This window comes from Desulfobaculum xiamenense, assembly GCF_011927665.1.
Lineage (GTDB): Bacteria > Desulfobacterota > Desulfovibrionia > Desulfovibrionales > Desulfovibrionaceae > Desulfobaculum > Desulfobaculum xiamenense.
In genome coordinates, this window is sequence record NZ_JAATJA010000005.1 from 1 (window position 1) to 15,750 (window position 15,750).

Genomic DNA, 15,750 nt, shown 5'->3' on the forward strand with positions numbered 1-15,750 from the left:
GCAGAACTAACCGGCTTAGCCGTCGTCGTCAACCCGTTTTTTCACCTTTTTTCAAATTGCCGTTTCGGAGTGGCTGTTGCCTTTTCCGTGCGGCGAAGTTTCTTTCTATGCAAAACGCTCCCGTCAGTCAACCGGTTTCGCACATTTCACCAAAAGAAATCCACTGAAAGTCCGGGAAACTGCACAGGTGCTCAATCCCCGGGCACTTTTCCGCCACTCGCCCGAAGCATGATCGTCACCGCGCATAACTATCAAGGAGAGTTGCCCACCCCGTCCACTCCGGCCAATCGGGAGCGACGCGCGCCTCGAAATCCGGAAGCGAGACCCGCCAATGGTGCAGATAGAGCCGCTCGCCCTCCTCCGCCGCCCCATACACAAGGTCGCCGACGATGGGATGTCCGGCGCTGGCGCAGTGCGCACGAATCTGGTGCCGCGCTCCCTTGGCTATCTCGGCCAGTACGAGAGTTCTATCCGTACCGACTTCGCCAAGTGGACGCACGCTCGTTGCTCGCACGGGGTTATCGTCATCCTCATCAAGCACCCGCACAACCTTCCTGCGCGCCATGTCCAAACGACGCCGCACGACGAACTCCGACTCAACCCGGCCATGAAGGACGGCGAGATATGCCTTGCTGACGCGCCCCTCATCCTCCAGCTCGCGGTATTCCTCGCCTGCCGTAGGCGACAACGCCACAAGCACGATGCCAGAGGTCAGAAAGTCGAGCCTGTTGACGAGCGTAGCCTCTCGCCCCGGCCAGAACAGGGGGAGCGCATTCTCGACGCTCGGAACCGGTCGCCCGGCTATATTCTCGGTATGCACGCCCGCAGGCTTGAACAAGGCCGCCATGTACCCCGTACGCTGCGCCACGACGCGCACTCCGTCCGGGACAGACATATCCTGCCGATCCATCGCGTCGGCGGCGTCATCAATCTCGATACGCTGCCCAGTCCGCACACGGTACCCCTTGGGACGTGGAACGCCATCCACACGGACAGCGCCCAGCTCCCAGAGCCTGCGTCGTTCGCGCAAGGGGGCATCGGGCATGACAAGCATGATTGCGTGGTCGAGGCGAGTGCCTTCGAAGTCATCAGAAACGAGAGCTGATTTTCGGATTTGAGCCATGCGCAGGCTATAGCGTTTCGCATGGCGCATGCCAAGGGCTTGGCGAGGCCCCGGACGGGGCGAGTTGATATGTGGTTCCGTGGTGGGGCAGCAAAGCCTCTTCTTCCCTGAAAAGGCTTCGATGTCGCTGGCGTCCCTGCCGGCCAACCGACCGCTACGGCGGGGCTCCACCCCCGCGGTCGGAATTGCTACCCACGCTTGCTTATGAAACGGCTTCGAAACAATGGGGTCACCTTGGTCGAATTCCCGTACCCCACCATTCGCCGCCCTTCACTCTTGGTTCGTGCGAGGTCTTCCCGGAGGCTGGCATGCAGTCGCTTGGCCTCTGTGGTCAACTGCCCCTGCAGGCTGCGCAGACGGCGCAGCTTGGCAAGAACCAGATCGACATCAACGGAGCCTTCCTCCCGCATCGCCCAGGCCTGCTCAATGAGCCGTCCTCGCTGAACAGCCAGATCACCGGTCTGATCGACGTCACCGCCCACAAGACAATCGAGTTCCCTCTGCCCGATGTCCAGGGCCTGATCGAGAAGAAGCAGGCAGTCGGACATGGCTAGGCCGCCTTTGCCTTCTGACGGATGTCCTCACGCAGTTGCGCGATGACGCCCTTCCACTTCTCGACGGCGGTGAGGAACTCGTATTCGAGCAGGTCGGCAAGCAGAATCCAGTCCTCGTTCTCGCTGACCTCGATCATCTCAGTGAACAGGCTGGTGATCTCCTCAAGGCTGTCGTTGAGTTCCTGCGATTCGCGCAGGCCGAACTCGTCGCGCAGCACGGCGATCATTCCAAGGAAGTCGCGGGTGACGTCGAGCAGATCCTGATAGAGTTCGAGGGCCTCGGCGTCGTCGGCCTGCCGGAAGAGGTCGGCAACGGTACGGCTGCCGTGGGCCATGAGCCGCACGACCTTGTACAGCTCGCGGGTGATGTTCACGGCCATCTCGGGAACGGCCATGGTCACGATCTCGACACTCTCGATTTCCCCGGAGGGAATGTCTTCCGCCTGATGGGGGTAGATCTCGGAAAACGGCTCTTTGTTCACGATCACGTCGGTGACCATGCGGTTGTCGAGGTTCTCGTCCTCCATGACCCGCACCAGAAGCTCTTCGAGGTTGGCGAAGTTGTTGACGCTCAACCCTGTTTCACGACCGTCAATGACAATCATCTCTCTCCTCCTTGTAGGAAAAAATGTGCGCACGGCACACGTCGATTCAATCTGTTTCAAGTTGCATGCCAAGCGGCGCAAGATGGCGGCACCACTGACCGCACAGCCGCTGATACCGCTCCGCAAGTGCTGGCATGCGGGAAAAATCGTCGCCAAGCCCATGGGCCTGCTCGCGCCACATGTCGCCAAGTACGGAAAGGTATCGACTCTCGCACAGAAGGCCCGTCAACCGCTCGAAGCTGGCCATGAACCGCTTCTTGAGCGGCGGTAGCGGCACCTTGGAGAGCGCCACAGCCTGCTCGCCAAGCAGATGGAACAGGCGTTCGGCTTGCTCCAGTTCGGCGCGGACGGTTTCCGCCACGCTCGAATCCCCGGCGAAACGCGGTGCTCCCGCCTCGGAAATCGGCTCGCCGTCAAGGAACCGACAGTAGAAATGGCGCTGCTGCCTCACCCACACTGTCCTATCGGCATCTTCGTGGCCGGAACGAGAGACAAGCCCCATAAAACCGTCTGCTCCGGGGCGCATCTCCCATACTCTGATACCTTCGGGCCGCGACGCGCCAGATTCGAGTTCCCACCGCCCGCGATCGAGACGTGCGTGCACGAACGCCGCGACGGCCTCGGGCTGCACGGCATGGCGGCAGGAAAATCCCGTGGGGCACGTCTTGCCGAATCCGCAAGGATGGCACGGCATATCCGGTTCAATACACAGGGCGTCCGACGAATAGGGACCGGTATCCCACGGCTGGGCCGTGGCGAGAAACACCGCGCACACCGGCACGCCAAGCCCTGCGGCGAGGTGCATCGTCCCGGTGTCGTTGGTGACGAGCATGCGCACCAACCCGAGGGCCGCAGCCAATTCGACAAGGGACGTGCGTCCGACAAGGCTGGCCGACGGCACACGACAGGCGGCCCTGAATCGCTCGGCGAGTGGAGCCTCGTCCCCACTGCCGAGGAGCACGGGGCACAGGCCCGTACGCTCGTGAACCAATTCGGCCAATCGGGCGAAATGCGCCACGGGCCAGCGCCGAAAATCCGCGCTGGCTCCAAGTTGGATGGCTATGTACCCCGGGGCGTCGGCCGGTCCCTCGGCAGTCAGCACCCCACGCACGGCAGCGGTTGCAGCCGTATCGGGTTCGCGCAGGCGATATACGGGATGCGCGGGGCCATCGGACTGCGCCCCCGGCTCCTGCCCATACCCGGCGACGTGATGGAACAGATCGACGAGATTGAACGGACTGCATCCGCGATTGCGTGACGAAGCGACCAGAAAGGCAGCCCACGGCGAGGTGTTGTCCGCAAAGCCGAATTCGTCGAGCGCGTAGCCGACCACCTCGCACGGGGCGAGGTAGCGTGCGAGCAGTCGTCCGGGCAGCGTGGACGTGAGATTCACAACCTGATCGGCCCCGAAGGATGCGAGGTCGTTCCCGGCCCAGTCGCAGAACGTGCCGAGTCCCCGCCGCCAGTCGTCGTCCAACTGCGAGAGCAACGCCGCGCCCGGCAGAGCGAAGACGGCGTCCACATCGCGCATGAGCTTCGCCGCCGATGCGAAATTCTCCAGACAGACAAGGGCCGTTTCGCGCCCCCGCGCCTTCAGCGCCGTAAACACGGGCTGTGTTTGGAGGAGGTCCCCGAAGCGGGTCAAATTGATGACGATGGTTTTCTGATTCATGAATGCACCGTGGTGCGCGGCATTCCGGATGATTCGACACAGGATGGAGCATGTCGCCGCGCAAAGACATTCCCCCGCAGGCGGTCCTTTCCAAGAAGCGGACCAATGGCCACACATGACGTCGGCAAAATCGAAACCCACTCAATCGGCTACACAGCCACATTGTCCGCAATCCGCCGATGCCCAAAGCCCGCCAACACAGCCAGTTCCCCCGCCGCCCTGCCCCGCTTTGGCCTTGCTTTCCTCCAACGGGTGCAATAACTTGCAAGTTTTAGGTCAGAAACGCATGGGCCACGCCGTGCGGCGGCATCCCGGACGGAGCGCCCCGCAGCGACGAGACGCAGCTTCAACTATCAACTCCGGAGGACCACTCCAATGGCACTGTTCACCAAGGAAGAAGCGCTCGACTACCATTCCAAGGGAAGGAAGGGAAAAGTCGAAGTCGTTCCCGTCAAGCCCTGCAAATCGCAGAAGCACCTTTCGCTGGCCTACTCTCCGGGCGTGGCCCAGCCCTGTCTGGCCATCGCCAAGGATCCGTCCCTCGCCTACGAGTACACCGCCAAGGGCAACCTCGTGGCCGTGGTCTCCAACGGCACGGCCGTGCTCGGCCTCGGCAACATCGGTGCACTGGCCGGAAAGCCCGTCATGGAAGGCAAGGGCGTGCTGTTCAAGATGTTCGCGGACATCGACGTCTACGACATCAACATCGGCACCGAGGACCCGGACAAGCTCATCGAATGCGTGAAACTGCTGGAGCCGACCTTCGGCGGCATCAACCTCGAAGACATCAAGGCCCCCGAGTGCTTCCGCATCGAGGAAGAACTCAAGGCCCAGATGAACATCCCCGTGTTCCATGACGACCAGCACGGCACGGCCATCATTTCCGGCGCGGGCATCATCAACGCACTCGCCATCACCGGAAAGCGCATCGAGGACCTGAAGGTCGTCGTCTCCGGCGCTGGCGCTGGCGCGACCGCCTGCACGAAGTTCTACATCGGCATGGGCGTGCGCCGCGAAAACGTGTTCATGTTCGACTCGCGCGGCCTCATCCATCAGGGTCGCGAGAAACTCACGCCCCAGAAGCGCTACTTCGCGCAGGACAAGGATTACGGCACCCTCGCCGAGGTCATCCGCGGCGCGGACATGTTCCTCGGCCTGTCCACCAAGGACGTGCTGACGCAGGACATGGTGCGCTCCATGGCCGACCATCCGATCATCTTCGCCTGCGCCAATCCGGACCCGGAAATCACCTACGAGGATGCCAAGGCCGCCCGCCCCGACTGCATCATGGGCACGGGCCGCTCGGACTTTCCCAACCAGATCAACAACGTGCTGGGCTTCCCGTCCATCTTCCGCGGCGCGCTGGACACCCGCGCCACCGCCATCAACGAGGACATGAAGCTCGCCGCGGCCAACGCGCTGGCCGCACTGGCCAAGGAACCCGTCTCCGAGGACATCAACGCCCTCTACGGCCGCACCTTGAGCTTCGGCCCGGACTACATCATCCCCAGCCCCTTTGACCCGCGCGTGCTCGAATGGGTGGCCTCCGCCGTGGCCAAGGCCGCCATGGACAGCGGCGTGGCCACCGTGCAGCTGGACCTCGACGCCTACCGCGAAAGCCTGCGCGCCCGCCTCGCTGGCGTGAAGGAACGCATCGCCCTCGTGGTGGACTACTACGGTCTGGACTTCTAGCCGCAGGCCGCACCCGCAAACACCACAAGGCCCCCACAGTCTCCGGACCGTGGGGGCCTTTTCGTATCGCACCTGCGCCCCGCGCCCCTCCGCGCCACAGACGCAAAAAGGCCCCGAACCTTACGGTCCGGGGCCTTATTAATTGAAGAGCAAACGGATTGCGGGGCTAGCGCACGCGCACCGTGGGGAAGCGGTCCGGCAGTTCGATGCCAGCCTTTTTACGCAGGAAGGCGGCACGGCTCTTGGCCTCTTCCAGCACGGCCTTTTCGTCCACGGTCAGCACCTTGCCATCGCGCATGAGCCAACGGCCATCGCACATGGAGGATTCCACATCCGAGGAATGCATGGAGTAGACCATGGCCGACACCGGATCGTGCACGGGCAGGGTTCCGGCGCTGCGGGGATGAACGATGACGAGGTCGGCCTTCTTGCCGGGCTCCAGCGAACCGATCTCGTCCTCCCACAGCATGCAGCGCGCGCCGTGCAGGGTGGCCATCTCTAGAATGGTCACGGCGGGCAGCGTGGCGGGATTGAGGGTGCGGCCCTTGTGGATGAGGGTGGTCAGCCACATCTCGTCAATCATATCCATGCGGTTGTTGGACGGCGCACCGTCGGTACCGATGGACACGGCCAGTCCGCGCGAAAGCAGCTCGGGCACGTAGGCGAATCCGAGCACGCGCATGGCGGCGGCAGGGTTGTGGGACACCTTCACGTCGTGCAGGCGGAAGAGGTCCATGTCGCGCGGGGTGAGCCACACGGTGTGCACGGCCAGCAGATTGGGGCTGAGCGCGCCGATGCGGTTCATGTGCTCCACGGTTCCGGCTCCGCGGGTCTTCTGCGCGAACTGCACTTCCTCCAGCACCTCGGCCACGTGCATGTGGATGCCGATGCCGCGTTCCTCGGCCATCTCGCGGGAACGAACGAGCAGCTCGTCCGAACAGTTGAAGATGGTGCGCAGGCCAAACTGCATGCGGATGCGGCCATTCTCGGCACCATGCCACTTCTCGTAGTGGGCCACCTGCCGCTCCATGCACTCGTCCGTGGAGCGGACCCAGCCCTTGGGCAGGCCTTCGCCACAGTCCATAATGGATTCGCACAGTGCGGCGCGCAGGCCGATCTCGGTCACGGCGCGGCCCATGCCGTCAACGTGCTGACCGCCCGCCTCGGCGAAGGTCGTCACGCCGGAGTGGATGAGTTCCAGTCCACAGGCCAGCGAGGACAGGTAGGAGTCCTCCTCGGTCAGGGCGCTCTCGAAGGGCCAGGTGCGCTCATGCAGCCAGGTCAGAAGGTCCACGTCGTCGGCAAGGCCGCGTTCGAGCTGCTGCGAGGTGTGGACATGGGAGTTCACGAGACCGGGCAGGACGATGCAATCCGTGGCGTCGACGATGTCGGCATCCGGAGCGATCAGCTCGTCGGCGATGACACCGACGGCCTTGATGCGGTCGTCCTCGACCAGCACGTCTCCGTTCTCGAATGCCTGACGTCCGGCATTCATGGAAATGACAAAACCGTTTCTGATGAGAGTCTGAGCCATGATTTTCGCTTCCTGTTTCCTGATATGTCAGGAGATTTGGGAACTAGTCCCTGCTCTCGGGCAGGATGAGATTGAGGATGACGGCCGACAGCGCGCCGACGGCGATGCCGGAGGCCACGAGATAGCGGGCCAGTTCGGGCAGGCGGTCCACGAGTTCGCGAGGCATGAGCACGGCGGCGAGGGTCAGGAGCACCGGCAGGCCGATCACCAGCATGTTGCGCTCGTCGAGCTTCACGCCCTTGACCACGCGGAAGCCGTTCATGGAAATGATGACGCAGATGACGGCGAACACGCCGCTGATGACCACGCCGGGGATGCAGGCGATGACGTTCATGAGCTTGGGCATGAGGCCGAGCACCATGAGCACGACACCGCCGCCCATGATAGCCCAGCGGCTGGCCACGCCGGTCACGGCGATGATGCCTGCGTTGGTGGAGTATCCGGTAACGGGCGTGCCACCGAACAGCGCGCCGATGAAGCAACCGATGCCCTCGCCCACGGCACCGCCATTGAGACGCTTGTCGGTGAGTTCCTCACCAGTCACCGCGCCCACGGCGAACCACGTGCCGGTGGTTTCGACGAGCACCACGAAATAGATGAAGATGAGCGTCAGGGACGATGCCAAGTCGAACTGCGGCATGCCGAAGGGGAAGAACCTCGGCAGAGCCAGCCAATCGGCCTTGGCCACGGGCGAGAAGTCCACCACGCCGTACATGGCGGCAACGGCGGTGCCGCAGGCCATGGAGAGGATGACGGAGGTCAGGCGCAGCACGGAACCGGCTCCGGGCAGCCGCGTACCAAGGACCATGAGCGCGACGAGCATCGAACCGGCCACGAGGGCGATGACGCAGTTGCCGACCATGTCGCCGGGCGCATGATACACGCCATTGAGGGCCACCGGCATGAGCGCGATGCCCACGACCACGATGACCGTGCCGCCCACCAGCGGAGGAATGATCTTGCGCACGATGCTGCCGAGGGCCTTGAGCGGCCAGCCGAGCACGGTGATGAAGAGTGCGCCGCTGAAAAGCGAGCCGAACACAACCGGCAGCCCCATGCTGCTACCGATGGCGGCAAGCGCACCGATGGGCACATAGGACGGTCCCTGCATCACGGGCAGGCGAATGCCGAAGCCCGTCTGGATCAGGGTGGCGATGCCGGCGGCGATGAAGGTCATCTGGATGAAGAAGGCCGTCTCGGTCACGGTCATGGACAGGATGCCTGCAAGCACGATGGGCGCAATGTACAGGTCCATGGCCAGAACGTGCTGGAGGCCCAGCAACAGCGCCTTGCCCGGCGAAAGCGGGTCGTTGACGCCAACCGTGAGATGCAATTCGTTTTGCTCTTTCATTGGAACTCCTTGCGGGTGGAGGAAGCCCGAACGGGCCGGAAGCGGGCTTGCTACCGCAGCGTCCGGCTCGCGTCAATTGCTAATGCATGCCATTTGACGGCGTGCAACGCGGAAATCCACGGCTCCGAATCCGGAAGCGACTCTTGTGACCCATGCCGCCAAACGCACGGGAATCTTCCTCTATCGCCACGCACATGCTAGGCTCTCGCCAGAGTGGACATCCCACACGCACCCGGCCCCCTGAACACGCAGCGATAATGTTACGCCATGACCAGGAATATGGAAAAGGCCAACACCCTCCTCGCCGACAGATTCGAACGCTTCACGGATCGGCACGGACACCCCGAAGCCTCACGCGACCTCCGGGAGATCGTGGACAAGGGCGTGTCCATCGTCGCCGCGCGCAAGGCGTCCCCCCAGAGCGAAGGCGTGCGCCATGTCATGACCTTCGTCACCTCGGGCCGCAGGGCGCAGCTCGTAGAGGAGATCGCCGCCGACGTGCAGGATCTCGTGAAGGTCCGGCGCGGCGAGCATCTGGCGGGCATAGCCACGGCGCACGGCGGCCTGCTCTTTTTGCCCGACGTCCTCATCCCGAACACGCAGGAGACCATCGACCGCTGGCGCGCCTTCCTCGATTCCCTCGACCACTCCTGCATCGCGACCAGCGATCCCCGCACCGGCCTGCATGGCCGCATACCGTTCCGGGACGGGACATGGCTCTCGGACATCAGGTTCCGCCCCGATGCTCCGGCAGCGATCATCGCCGACATCGAAACGGTCGAAGGTAGCCTGTTCCTGCGCGGGCACTCCGGCACGAGCGGCGCGGTGACCGTACGCGGCACCCTGTACGCGGACGTTGACCAGCTCGCAAAACAGCCCTCCCCCGTGCGCGAGGCAATCGGCCCGGTCCGCCTCCTCGCCGAAAAGGCCCACTCCGCGCAGGACATCGCCCTCGCCCCGGAGCGCTTTGCTGCGTGGGGCATCGGACATGGCGCGTCCCTCTTTTTCAATGACAAGATCGAATACGTCATGCACGCGGAACAACTGAGTGGGCACACGGTACATGCGCTCATCGAATGCCCCGGCGGCAAACGCATCGACGCGAAATCCCTACGCTTCGTGTGGAATGGCGAACGCTGGACGCGCTTCAACCGCGAACTCCCGCCCGAATTGGCCTATGCGCTCGGCAAGAAGCTGGAGCGCGCCTGCGCCACCCTCGGCATTGGCCAAACATGCCTCGTCGAGGGCCGCGACGCGTCGGAAACGCTGTCGGAAAACATCTCGCGCATCGCCACGCTACTGGCCATGGGCCGCGGCGAGCACAGCGCCGCCCTCGCCCGCACCATTCCCGGCGAAGCCCGCGAGGCCGTACAGGAGGTCGAAAACCTGCTGGTGCACATCCGCGCGCTGGCCATCGGCGAAGGCGCATACTTCTACATGGGACCGGAAGAACTGACCCAAACCCTCACCGTGGAAATGGACCGCCTGTCGGACATAAAACTCACTCACGCCCGCGAGGCGTTCGACGCCCACTGCTCGCCCGTGCCGCTCTCCGCCCTGAAGGCGGACAGAACATACCTCGAAGGCCTTCGCTCCGCGCAGCTCACGCTCGACGAGGTACTCGGAACGGCGGGCAGGACGCTGGTCTTCCTGAATAACATGTTCACCTCACGGCAGGCGCGGGCGCGCGCGGCGGAATCCATCGCCCCTATCCGGGCCAACCTGCGCGGCCTGCTGGGCACCAAACCCCGCGACGATATGCTGCTCACCCTGCTCAAGACGGCCGGGGCCAACACCATGGACAACCTCAAGCGCCGCTACGGCGACCACCCCGGCGCGGTGCAGGCGCTGGGCAAGGATCTCGAAGCTCTCGCCGCCGACCGGCCGCTTCGCCTCATCCGCGAATTCCTGAACGCGCCCTACCGCGACGTGGACGAGGCCCTCGAAGAGGACCGCGCCCTGCTCTCGCGGCTTCTCGAATACGGGCGCGGCCCCCTGCGCGACGTGCTGCGCCCCACGCGCTCGCGGCCGGACGGCGAACTGGATGGCACAATCTTTCGCAACTGCCTGCTGGTGAACCTCCAGTCCTTCCTTGCCGAGGACGCCCGGACCGCGACGATCAATCTGGACACGCGCGAGGCCGACGACATCGTCACCGAACTACTCGACCGGCTCACACGCTTCGCGCCCATCGTCCCGGAATACAATCGCCGCTGCGGCGCGAAATCCTGACACCGCAGGGCTGCGTTCGCAGCGACTGCCATTGCAAAATCGCCAACACTTTCGTAAACGGAAGAAAATTCGCACGCCGCACCGGCGGAGACACTCCGCTGCGGGCGGCATAGGGAGGTTTTCATGTCGATCTGGAAGAAACTGGTGATTGTGGCCTGCGCCCTGCTGATGCTCGTCTCCGCCTTCGGCTGCAAAGAAGAGGGGCCTGCGGAAAAGGCGGGCAAGTCCATCGATCAGGCCGTGGACAACATGAAGGATCAGGCGAAGAAGCTGCTGGACTAGCCGGACGGCTCGTCAGGGTGACTGCCTCGGATGAGATTCAAAGCGCGGACGCGGCGAAACGCCCGGCCCCGCTGTCACGTGAACGGCCGCCAACGCGGCCGTTTCGCTTTTCAGGGACACGCAGCGCAGTCGCACAGCACCTTGCGCATGGCATAGACCTTCGCCCCCATCTGGCCGATGAACTCCCGTTCCACCTCCCAGCCACAGGCCTCGTAGAAGCGTAGCGCAGGAACGTTGTCCGCATAGACCTCTAGCGTGGCGCTGCGGAATCCGCCCTTGGCCACCCGCCGCTCGGCATCCCGAAGCAGCAGGAGCCCCGCGCCCTTGCGCCGATGCGGGGTATCGACCCACAACAGGCTCACGTGACTGCCATTGACCACCAGCGCCATCCCGGCCAGACGGCCATGCGTGAAGGGTGCCAACGGATCGTCGGCATCGGGCCACGCGTGTGCGGGCCAGGGCGGGGCGACCTCGCAGATGCGAGCATTCGGCCAATGCAGCATCAACGTCTCGACCACGTTGCCCACTCGCCCGGACAGCTCATGGGCGGGAACGATGTCGCGATAGACCTCGGGAATGGTGCGGGCGAACATCTCCGCAAGAAAGGGTAGGTCCGTGGCAGCGGCGGGACGAATGCGAAACGTCATGGCTTTCTCCGCACGAAGGAAAACGGCCCCCGACATGCGCCGGGGGCCGGGGAAATCGGCTAGTCCAGCCCCACGGCAGCGAGATCCGGCTTCGCGTACAGCTCGCCGCCCTTCGTGTCGTTGATGACGAGGACCGGGAAGTTCTCCACCGTCAATTCGCGGATGGCCTCGGGACCGAGATCGTCAAAGGCGATGACCCGCGCGGCGGTGATGCACTTGGACAAAAGCGCTCCCGCGCCGCCAGTGGCACCGAAGTAGACGGCCATGTTCTCGCGCAGAGCGGCCTTGACCTCGTCGCTGCGCTTGCCCTTGCCGATGGATGCCTTCTGACCGAGGGCATGCAGGCGCGGGGCATAGCTGTCCATGCGATAGCTCGTGGTGGGTCCGGCGGCACCGATGGGCCGTCCCGGAGGCGCTGGGCTCGGGCCTACATAATAGATAATGGAGCCTTCGAGAGGAAACGGCAGTTGCACGCCGGAATCGATGAGGTCCATGAGCCGCTTGTGGGCAGCATCGCGCGCGGTATAGATGGTGCCGGTGATGAACACCACATCCCCGGCCGTGAGCTGCGTCGTATCCGCGTCGGTGAGCGGCGTCGTCAGATGGAATTCAGCCATCAGATCACGACCTCCCTGTGCCGGATGGAATGGCACTGCACGTTGACGGCCAGCGGCAGGCTGGCGATGTGACACGGGGCCATCTCGATCTTGACGCCGAGACAGGTCGTCGCGCCGCCAAGGCCCATGGGACCGATACCGAGCCGATTGATGTCCGCGAGGAGCTCGTCCTCCATCTTGGCGACGGCGGGATCGGGATGCCGATCCTCCAGCCCACGCAGCAACGCGTGCTTGGCCATGACCGGAGCTTTCTCGAAGGTGCCGCCAATGCCAATGCCGAGCATAATGGGCGGACAGGGGTTCGGACCGGCCTCCACCACGCGCCGCAGCACGAATTCGCGGATGCCCTTCCAGCCCTGCGCCGGGGTCAGCATGGTCACGCGGGACATGTTTTCCGAACCGCCGCCCTTGGCCATGAACGCTATGCGTATCCTGTCGCCGGGGACGAAATCGAAATGAATGATGGCCGGGGAATTATCGCCGGTGTTGGCGCGGGTCATGGGATCGCAGGACGACTTGCGCAAATAGCCTTCGGCATAGGCGCGAATCATGCCCTGCTCGATAGCCTGCTTGAGGCTTCCCTCCACCCGCACGTCCTCGCCTATCTCCACGAAGAACACAGCCAATCCGCAATCCTGACACAGAGGCAGACCGGTCTCCTCGGCCAGTTCGGCATTCTCCAGCAATTGCCGGAAAATCTCCTTGGCCGCGGGGGTGGTCTCTTCCCGCATGTGCCGCCGGAAGGCCGCCTTCACGTCGTCGGGCAGCCGCACTCCGGCATCGCGGACCATCGAGGCGACGGTATCCGTGATGTCGGAGGCCTGAATCGTTCGCATCGCGTTTCTCCTTCTCTCACTTGCCGCCGGGCAGGAAGCTTCTGATGGCCGCCAAACCCATTCTGCGGCGCAAAAAGCCCAGCTGATCCTGAAGCGGGAGTCCCTTGGGGCACACGTCCTCGCAGCCGAGCAGGCCCATGCAGCCGAAAATGCCTTCGTCGTCACCGATGATCTCGAAGAAATCCTTCTCCGTGCGCTGGTCGCGCGGGTCCAGCATGAAGCGAGCCACGCGGTTCAACCCCGCCGCGCCGAGAAAATCCCGACGCATGCGCGCCGTGGCACAGCCCGCGATACAGCATCCGCACTCGATGCAGCGCTCCAGTTCGTAGATCTCGTTGGCGAGGGCATTGTCCATGCGCTCCTCCTCGGCCAGCGGATCGAACTCCCTGTCGGTGTGTATCCACGAACCGACGCGGGAATACATTTCCCGGAACCACGTGCCGGTGTCAACGGACAAGTCCCCGACAAGGCGGAAGATCGGCAGCGGAAGCAGGGTCACAACGTCCGGCAGCTCCTTCGTCTTGGTCTTGCAGGCGAGATTCGGCCGCCCGTTCACCAGCATGCCGCAGGCCCCGCAAATGCCCGCCCGACAGCAAAAATCGAACTGGAGCGAGGGGTCCTGCTCCTCGCGAATGCGTGTAAGGGCAATAAACAGCGTCATGGACGAGGTCTCCGGAACGACGAAGGTGTCCATATGCGGGGTCGAAGTCCGGTCCATGGGGTTGTAGCGGAATATGCTGAAGGTGAGATTGCGCGTCATGAGTTGTTCTCCCCCGCGTCCATCGGAATGATCGTTCCGTTGCCATAGCCCCTGTCTCCCGGAGGCATCTCCATGACCCGCGTGGCGGGTTCGTAGGTCAGCGTCGGCAGCTCGTCGCTCTCGCCGGGCCATGTGGCCAGCGTACGATTCAGCCAGTCGCGGTCGTTACGCTCGGGATGGTCCTCGCGCGCATGGCTGCCACGGCTCTCGGTGCGCATGAGCGCGCCATGGGCCACACACAGCGCCAACCGCACCATTCCCGGCAGCTTGAGCGCCATCGCCAGCTCGGGATTGGCCCCCACGCCGTTGGACCGCAGCCCGAGGCGCTTGGCGCGGGCGTGAATCTCCCGCAGGCTGTCCACCGCGCGCCCAAGGCCATCGGCATTGCGGAAGATATGCACGCCGTCCTGCAGGGCGTCCTGCATGGCGTCGCGCACGGCGTAGACATTCTCCCCGCCGTCCGTCCCGGTTCGCAGGCGCTCAATTCGATCTTCAACGCGGAGCACCGCGTCACGCACAGCGGCGGTGTTCCACACGGCCTCGCGTCCACGCAGATATTCGACGAGCTTTGCGCCCACCAGCATCCCCGCCACCACCGTCTCCGCCAACGAGTTGCCGCCAAGGCGATTGAAGCCGTGCATGTCCCAGCAGGCGGCCTCGCCCGCCGCGAACAGCCCCTCCAATCCATAGGCCTTGCCATCCTTATTCGTGCGGATGCCGCCCATGGAGTAATGCTGCACCGGCTTGACCGGAATGAGGCTCTCCACCGGATCTATGCCGAGGAAATTGTGGCAGATTTCGTCCACCTCGCGCAGTTTCACGCGGATGTGCCGTTCGCCGAGGTGGCGGATGTCCAGCCAAAGATGTTCGCCGTAGGGGCTTTTCACGCCCTTGCCCTCGCGGATGTGGTGCATCATCCAGCGCGAGACCACGTCGCGCGAGGCAAGCTCCGCCTTTTCCGGCTCGTAGAGGTGCATGAAACGCTCGCCGTTGACGTCGAGGAGCGTCCCGCCGTCACCACGGCAACCCTCGGTAACGAGGATGTAGGTGGGCACGATGCCCGTGGGATGGAACTGCACGGCCTCCATGTTGCCGAGCGGCACCACGCCCGTGTCGAGCACGGCGGCATGCGCTCCGCCGTCGTTGATGACCGCGTTGGTCGATTCGCGGTAGATACGGCCGAACCCGCCCGAGGCCACCAGCGTCGCCTTGGCGAGATAGACGCGCAGTTCGCCCGTGCGCAGACAGCGGGCCACGGCCCCGAGGCACTGCCCCGCGTCGTGGATGATGGAGACGACCTCCACCTTGTCGTGCACGGTCACGCCAAGCTGGGCGGCGCGGTTGTCCATGGTGTAGAGCACGGTGTGCCCCGTGCCGTCCGAGGTATAGCAGGTGCGCCATTTGGCGGTTCCGCCGAAGGCGCGGGCGGTGATGAGACCTGCCTTCTCGGCCTTTTCCTCCTTCTCGAAGCGCTCGCCGCCCTTGTAGTAGTGTCGCTTGCCCGGAACGACGCGGTTCCACGGCACGCCCCAGTGGGCCATCTGGCGCATGGCGATGGGCGCATTGTCGCAGAACAGACGCGCCACCTCCTGATCGCAGCCCCAGTCCGAACCTTTCACGGTATCCACGAAATGGACGTCCGGGCTGTCGCCCTCGCCCATGGAGCAGTTGCCCAGGGCCGCCTGCATGCCGCCCTGCGCGGCGGCGGAATGCGAACGCCGCGCGGGGACGATGCTCAAGCACGTGGCGTCGAACCCGGCCTCGGCCGCGGCGATGGCCACACGCTCCCCGGCAAGCCCCGCGCCGATACACAACACGTCGGTAACGAATGTCTGCATGAAGCGC

At 64.1% G+C, this 15,750-nt stretch carries 14 protein-coding genes; 4 read left to right on the forward strand and 10 right to left on the reverse strand.

The features are described 5' to 3' along the window. Positions 1 to 235 precede the first annotated feature (235 nt). Positions 236 to 1,045, reverse strand: a complete 810-nt coding sequence (locus tag GGQ74_RS15095) for a pseudouridine synthase family protein (RefSeq protein WP_245168328.1) — start codon at positions 1,043 to 1,045, stop codon at positions 236 to 238. 386 nt (positions 1,046 to 1,431) lie between these two features. Between GGQ74_RS15095 and GGQ74_RS15100 the strand changes: the two genes are divergently transcribed. Then, on the forward strand, positions 1,432 to 1,677 hold the full coding sequence (locus GGQ74_RS15100) for a hypothetical protein (protein WP_167942438.1): 246 nt from the start codon (positions 1,432 to 1,434) through the stop codon (positions 1,675 to 1,677). On the opposite strand, the gene GGQ74_RS15105 is transcribed toward GGQ74_RS15100, so the two are convergent. After that, positions 1,674 to 2,282 carry a DUF8043 domain-containing protein gene (locus GGQ74_RS15105; RefSeq protein ID WP_167942439.1) on the reverse strand — a complete coding sequence of 203 codons (609 nt, stop codon included), beginning with the start codon at positions 2,280 to 2,282 and terminating at the stop codon, positions 1,674 to 1,676. The two genes, GGQ74_RS15100 and GGQ74_RS15105, sit on opposite strands and share 4 nt — an antisense overlap. 46 nt (positions 2,283 to 2,328) lie before the next feature. Continuing rightward, positions 2,329 to 3,954 carry a glycosyltransferase family 9 protein gene (locus tag GGQ74_RS15110; RefSeq protein ID WP_167942440.1) on the reverse strand — a complete coding sequence of 542 codons (1,626 nt, stop codon included), beginning with the start codon at positions 3,952 to 3,954 and terminating at the stop codon, positions 2,329 to 2,331. 375 nt (positions 3,955 to 4,329) lie between these two features. Here GGQ74_RS15110 and GGQ74_RS15115 point away from each other — a divergent pair, with 375 nt between their 5' ends. After that, on the forward strand, positions 4,330 to 5,646 hold the full coding sequence (locus GGQ74_RS15115) for a malic enzyme-like NAD(P)-binding protein (protein ID WP_167942441.1): 1,317 nt from the start codon (positions 4,330 to 4,332) through the stop codon (positions 5,644 to 5,646). A 166-nt stretch (positions 5,647 to 5,812) separates the two neighbouring features. Here the strand turns inward: GGQ74_RS15115 and GGQ74_RS15120 are convergent, their stop codons facing one another. Both GGQ74_RS15120 and GGQ74_RS15125 read right to left on the reverse strand, forming a co-directional pair. Next, positions 5,813 to 7,180, reverse strand: a complete 1,368-nt coding sequence (locus tag GGQ74_RS15120) for an amidohydrolase (protein ID WP_167942442.1) — start codon at positions 7,178 to 7,180, stop codon at positions 5,813 to 5,815. A gap of 43 nt (positions 7,181 to 7,223) precedes the next feature. Beyond that, a complete protein-coding gene (locus GGQ74_RS15125; RefSeq protein ID WP_167942443.1) occupies positions 7,224 to 8,531 on the reverse strand; it encodes a nucleobase:cation symporter-2 family protein in 1,308 nt (435 codons plus the stop codon). Between the two features lie 267 nt (positions 8,532 to 8,798). Between GGQ74_RS15125 and GGQ74_RS15130 the strand changes: the two genes are divergently transcribed. Together GGQ74_RS15130 and GGQ74_RS15135 are read left to right on the forward strand one after the other, a co-directional pair. After that, entirely contained in the window at positions 8,799 to 10,763 is a 1,965-nt protein-coding gene (locus tag GGQ74_RS15130; protein ID WP_167942444.1) for a hypothetical protein, read from the forward strand. A gap of 123 nt (positions 10,764 to 10,886) precedes the next feature. Beyond that, positions 10,887 to 11,045, forward strand: a complete 159-nt coding sequence (locus GGQ74_RS15135; RefSeq protein ID WP_167942445.1) for a transport-associated protein — start codon at positions 10,887 to 10,889, stop codon at positions 11,043 to 11,045. Positions 11,046 to 11,155: 110 nt separating this feature from the next. Here GGQ74_RS15135 and GGQ74_RS15140 read toward each other — a convergent pair whose 3' ends face one another. The 5 genes from GGQ74_RS15140 to GGQ74_RS15160 are packed head-to-tail and all read right to left on the reverse strand — an operon-like array spanning position 11,156 to position 15,743. Next, the gene (locus GGQ74_RS15140; RefSeq protein ID WP_167942446.1) at positions 11,156 to 11,692 is read right to left on the reverse strand and encodes a GNAT family N-acetyltransferase; all 537 of its coding nucleotides are present in this window, start codon (positions 11,690 to 11,692) and stop codon (positions 11,156 to 11,158) included. Positions 11,693 to 11,751: 59 nt separating this feature from the next. Beyond that, the gene (locus GGQ74_RS15145; protein ID WP_167942447.1) at positions 11,752 to 12,309 is read right to left on the reverse strand and encodes a Fe-S-containing hydro-lyase; all 558 of its coding nucleotides are present in this window, start codon (positions 12,307 to 12,309) and stop codon (positions 11,752 to 11,754) included. Next, the gene (locus GGQ74_RS15150; protein ID WP_167942448.1) at positions 12,309 to 13,145 is read right to left on the reverse strand and encodes a fumarate hydratase; all 837 of its coding nucleotides are present in this window, start codon (positions 13,143 to 13,145) and stop codon (positions 12,309 to 12,311) included. Before GGQ74_RS15150 ends, GGQ74_RS15145 begins: the two co-directional genes overlap by 1 nt. 16 nt (positions 13,146 to 13,161) lie before the next feature. Further along, positions 13,162 to 13,905, reverse strand: a complete 744-nt coding sequence (locus GGQ74_RS15155) for a fumarate reductase iron-sulfur subunit (RefSeq protein WP_167942449.1) — start codon at positions 13,903 to 13,905, stop codon at positions 13,162 to 13,164. Continuing rightward, the gene (locus GGQ74_RS15160; protein ID WP_167942450.1) at positions 13,902 to 15,743 is read right to left on the reverse strand and encodes a fumarate reductase flavoprotein subunit; all 1,842 of its coding nucleotides are present in this window, start codon (positions 15,741 to 15,743) and stop codon (positions 13,902 to 13,904) included. Before GGQ74_RS15160 ends, GGQ74_RS15155 begins: the two co-directional genes overlap by 4 nt. Between the last annotated feature and the right edge of the window lie 7 nt (positions 15,744 to 15,750).

Coding starts and splice junctions, on each gene's coding strand:
- GGQ74_RS15120 (WP_167942442.1), bottom strand. CDS start 7,180: ATGGCTCAGACTCTCATCAGAAACGGTTTTGTCATTTCCATGAATGCC.
- GGQ74_RS15110 (WP_167942440.1), bottom strand. CDS start 3,954: ATGAATCAGAAAACCATCGTCATCAATTTGACCCGCTTCGGGGACCTC.
- GGQ74_RS15100 (WP_167942438.1), top strand. CDS start 1,432: ATGCAGTCGCTTGGCCTCTGTGGTCAACTGCCCCTGCAGGCTGCGCAG.
- GGQ74_RS15130 (WP_167942444.1), top strand. CDS start 8,799: ATGACCAGGAATATGGAAAAGGCCAACACCCTCCTCGCCGACAGATTC.
- GGQ74_RS15115 (WP_167942441.1), top strand. CDS start 4,330: ATGGCACTGTTCACCAAGGAAGAAGCGCTCGACTACCATTCCAAGGGA.
- GGQ74_RS15135 (WP_167942445.1), top strand. CDS start 10,887: ATGTCGATCTGGAAGAAACTGGTGATTGTGGCCTGCGCCCTGCTGATG.
- GGQ74_RS15150 (WP_167942448.1), bottom strand. CDS start 13,145: ATGCGAACGATTCAGGCCTCCGACATCACGGATACCGTCGCCTCGATG.
- GGQ74_RS15145 (WP_167942447.1), bottom strand. CDS start 12,309: ATGGCTGAATTCCATCTGACGACGCCGCTCACCGACGCGGATACGACG.
- GGQ74_RS15105 (WP_167942439.1), bottom strand. CDS start 2,282: ATGATTGTCATTGACGGTCGTGAAACAGGGTTGAGCGTCAACAACTTC.
- GGQ74_RS15125 (WP_167942443.1), bottom strand. CDS start 8,531: ATGAAAGAGCAAAACGAATTGCATCTCACGGTTGGCGTCAACGACCCG.
- GGQ74_RS15160 (WP_167942450.1), bottom strand. CDS start 15,743: ATGCAGACATTCGTTACCGACGTGTTGTGTATCGGCGCGGGGCTTGCC.
- GGQ74_RS15155 (WP_167942449.1), bottom strand. CDS start 13,905: ATGACGCGCAATCTCACCTTCAGCATATTCCGCTACAACCCCATGGAC.
- GGQ74_RS15095 (WP_245168328.1), bottom strand. CDS start 1,045: ATGCCCGATGCCCCCTTGCGCGAACGACGCAGGCTCTGGGAGCTGGGC.
- GGQ74_RS15140 (WP_167942446.1), bottom strand. CDS start 11,692: ATGACGTTTCGCATTCGTCCCGCCGCTGCCACGGACCTACCCTTTCTT.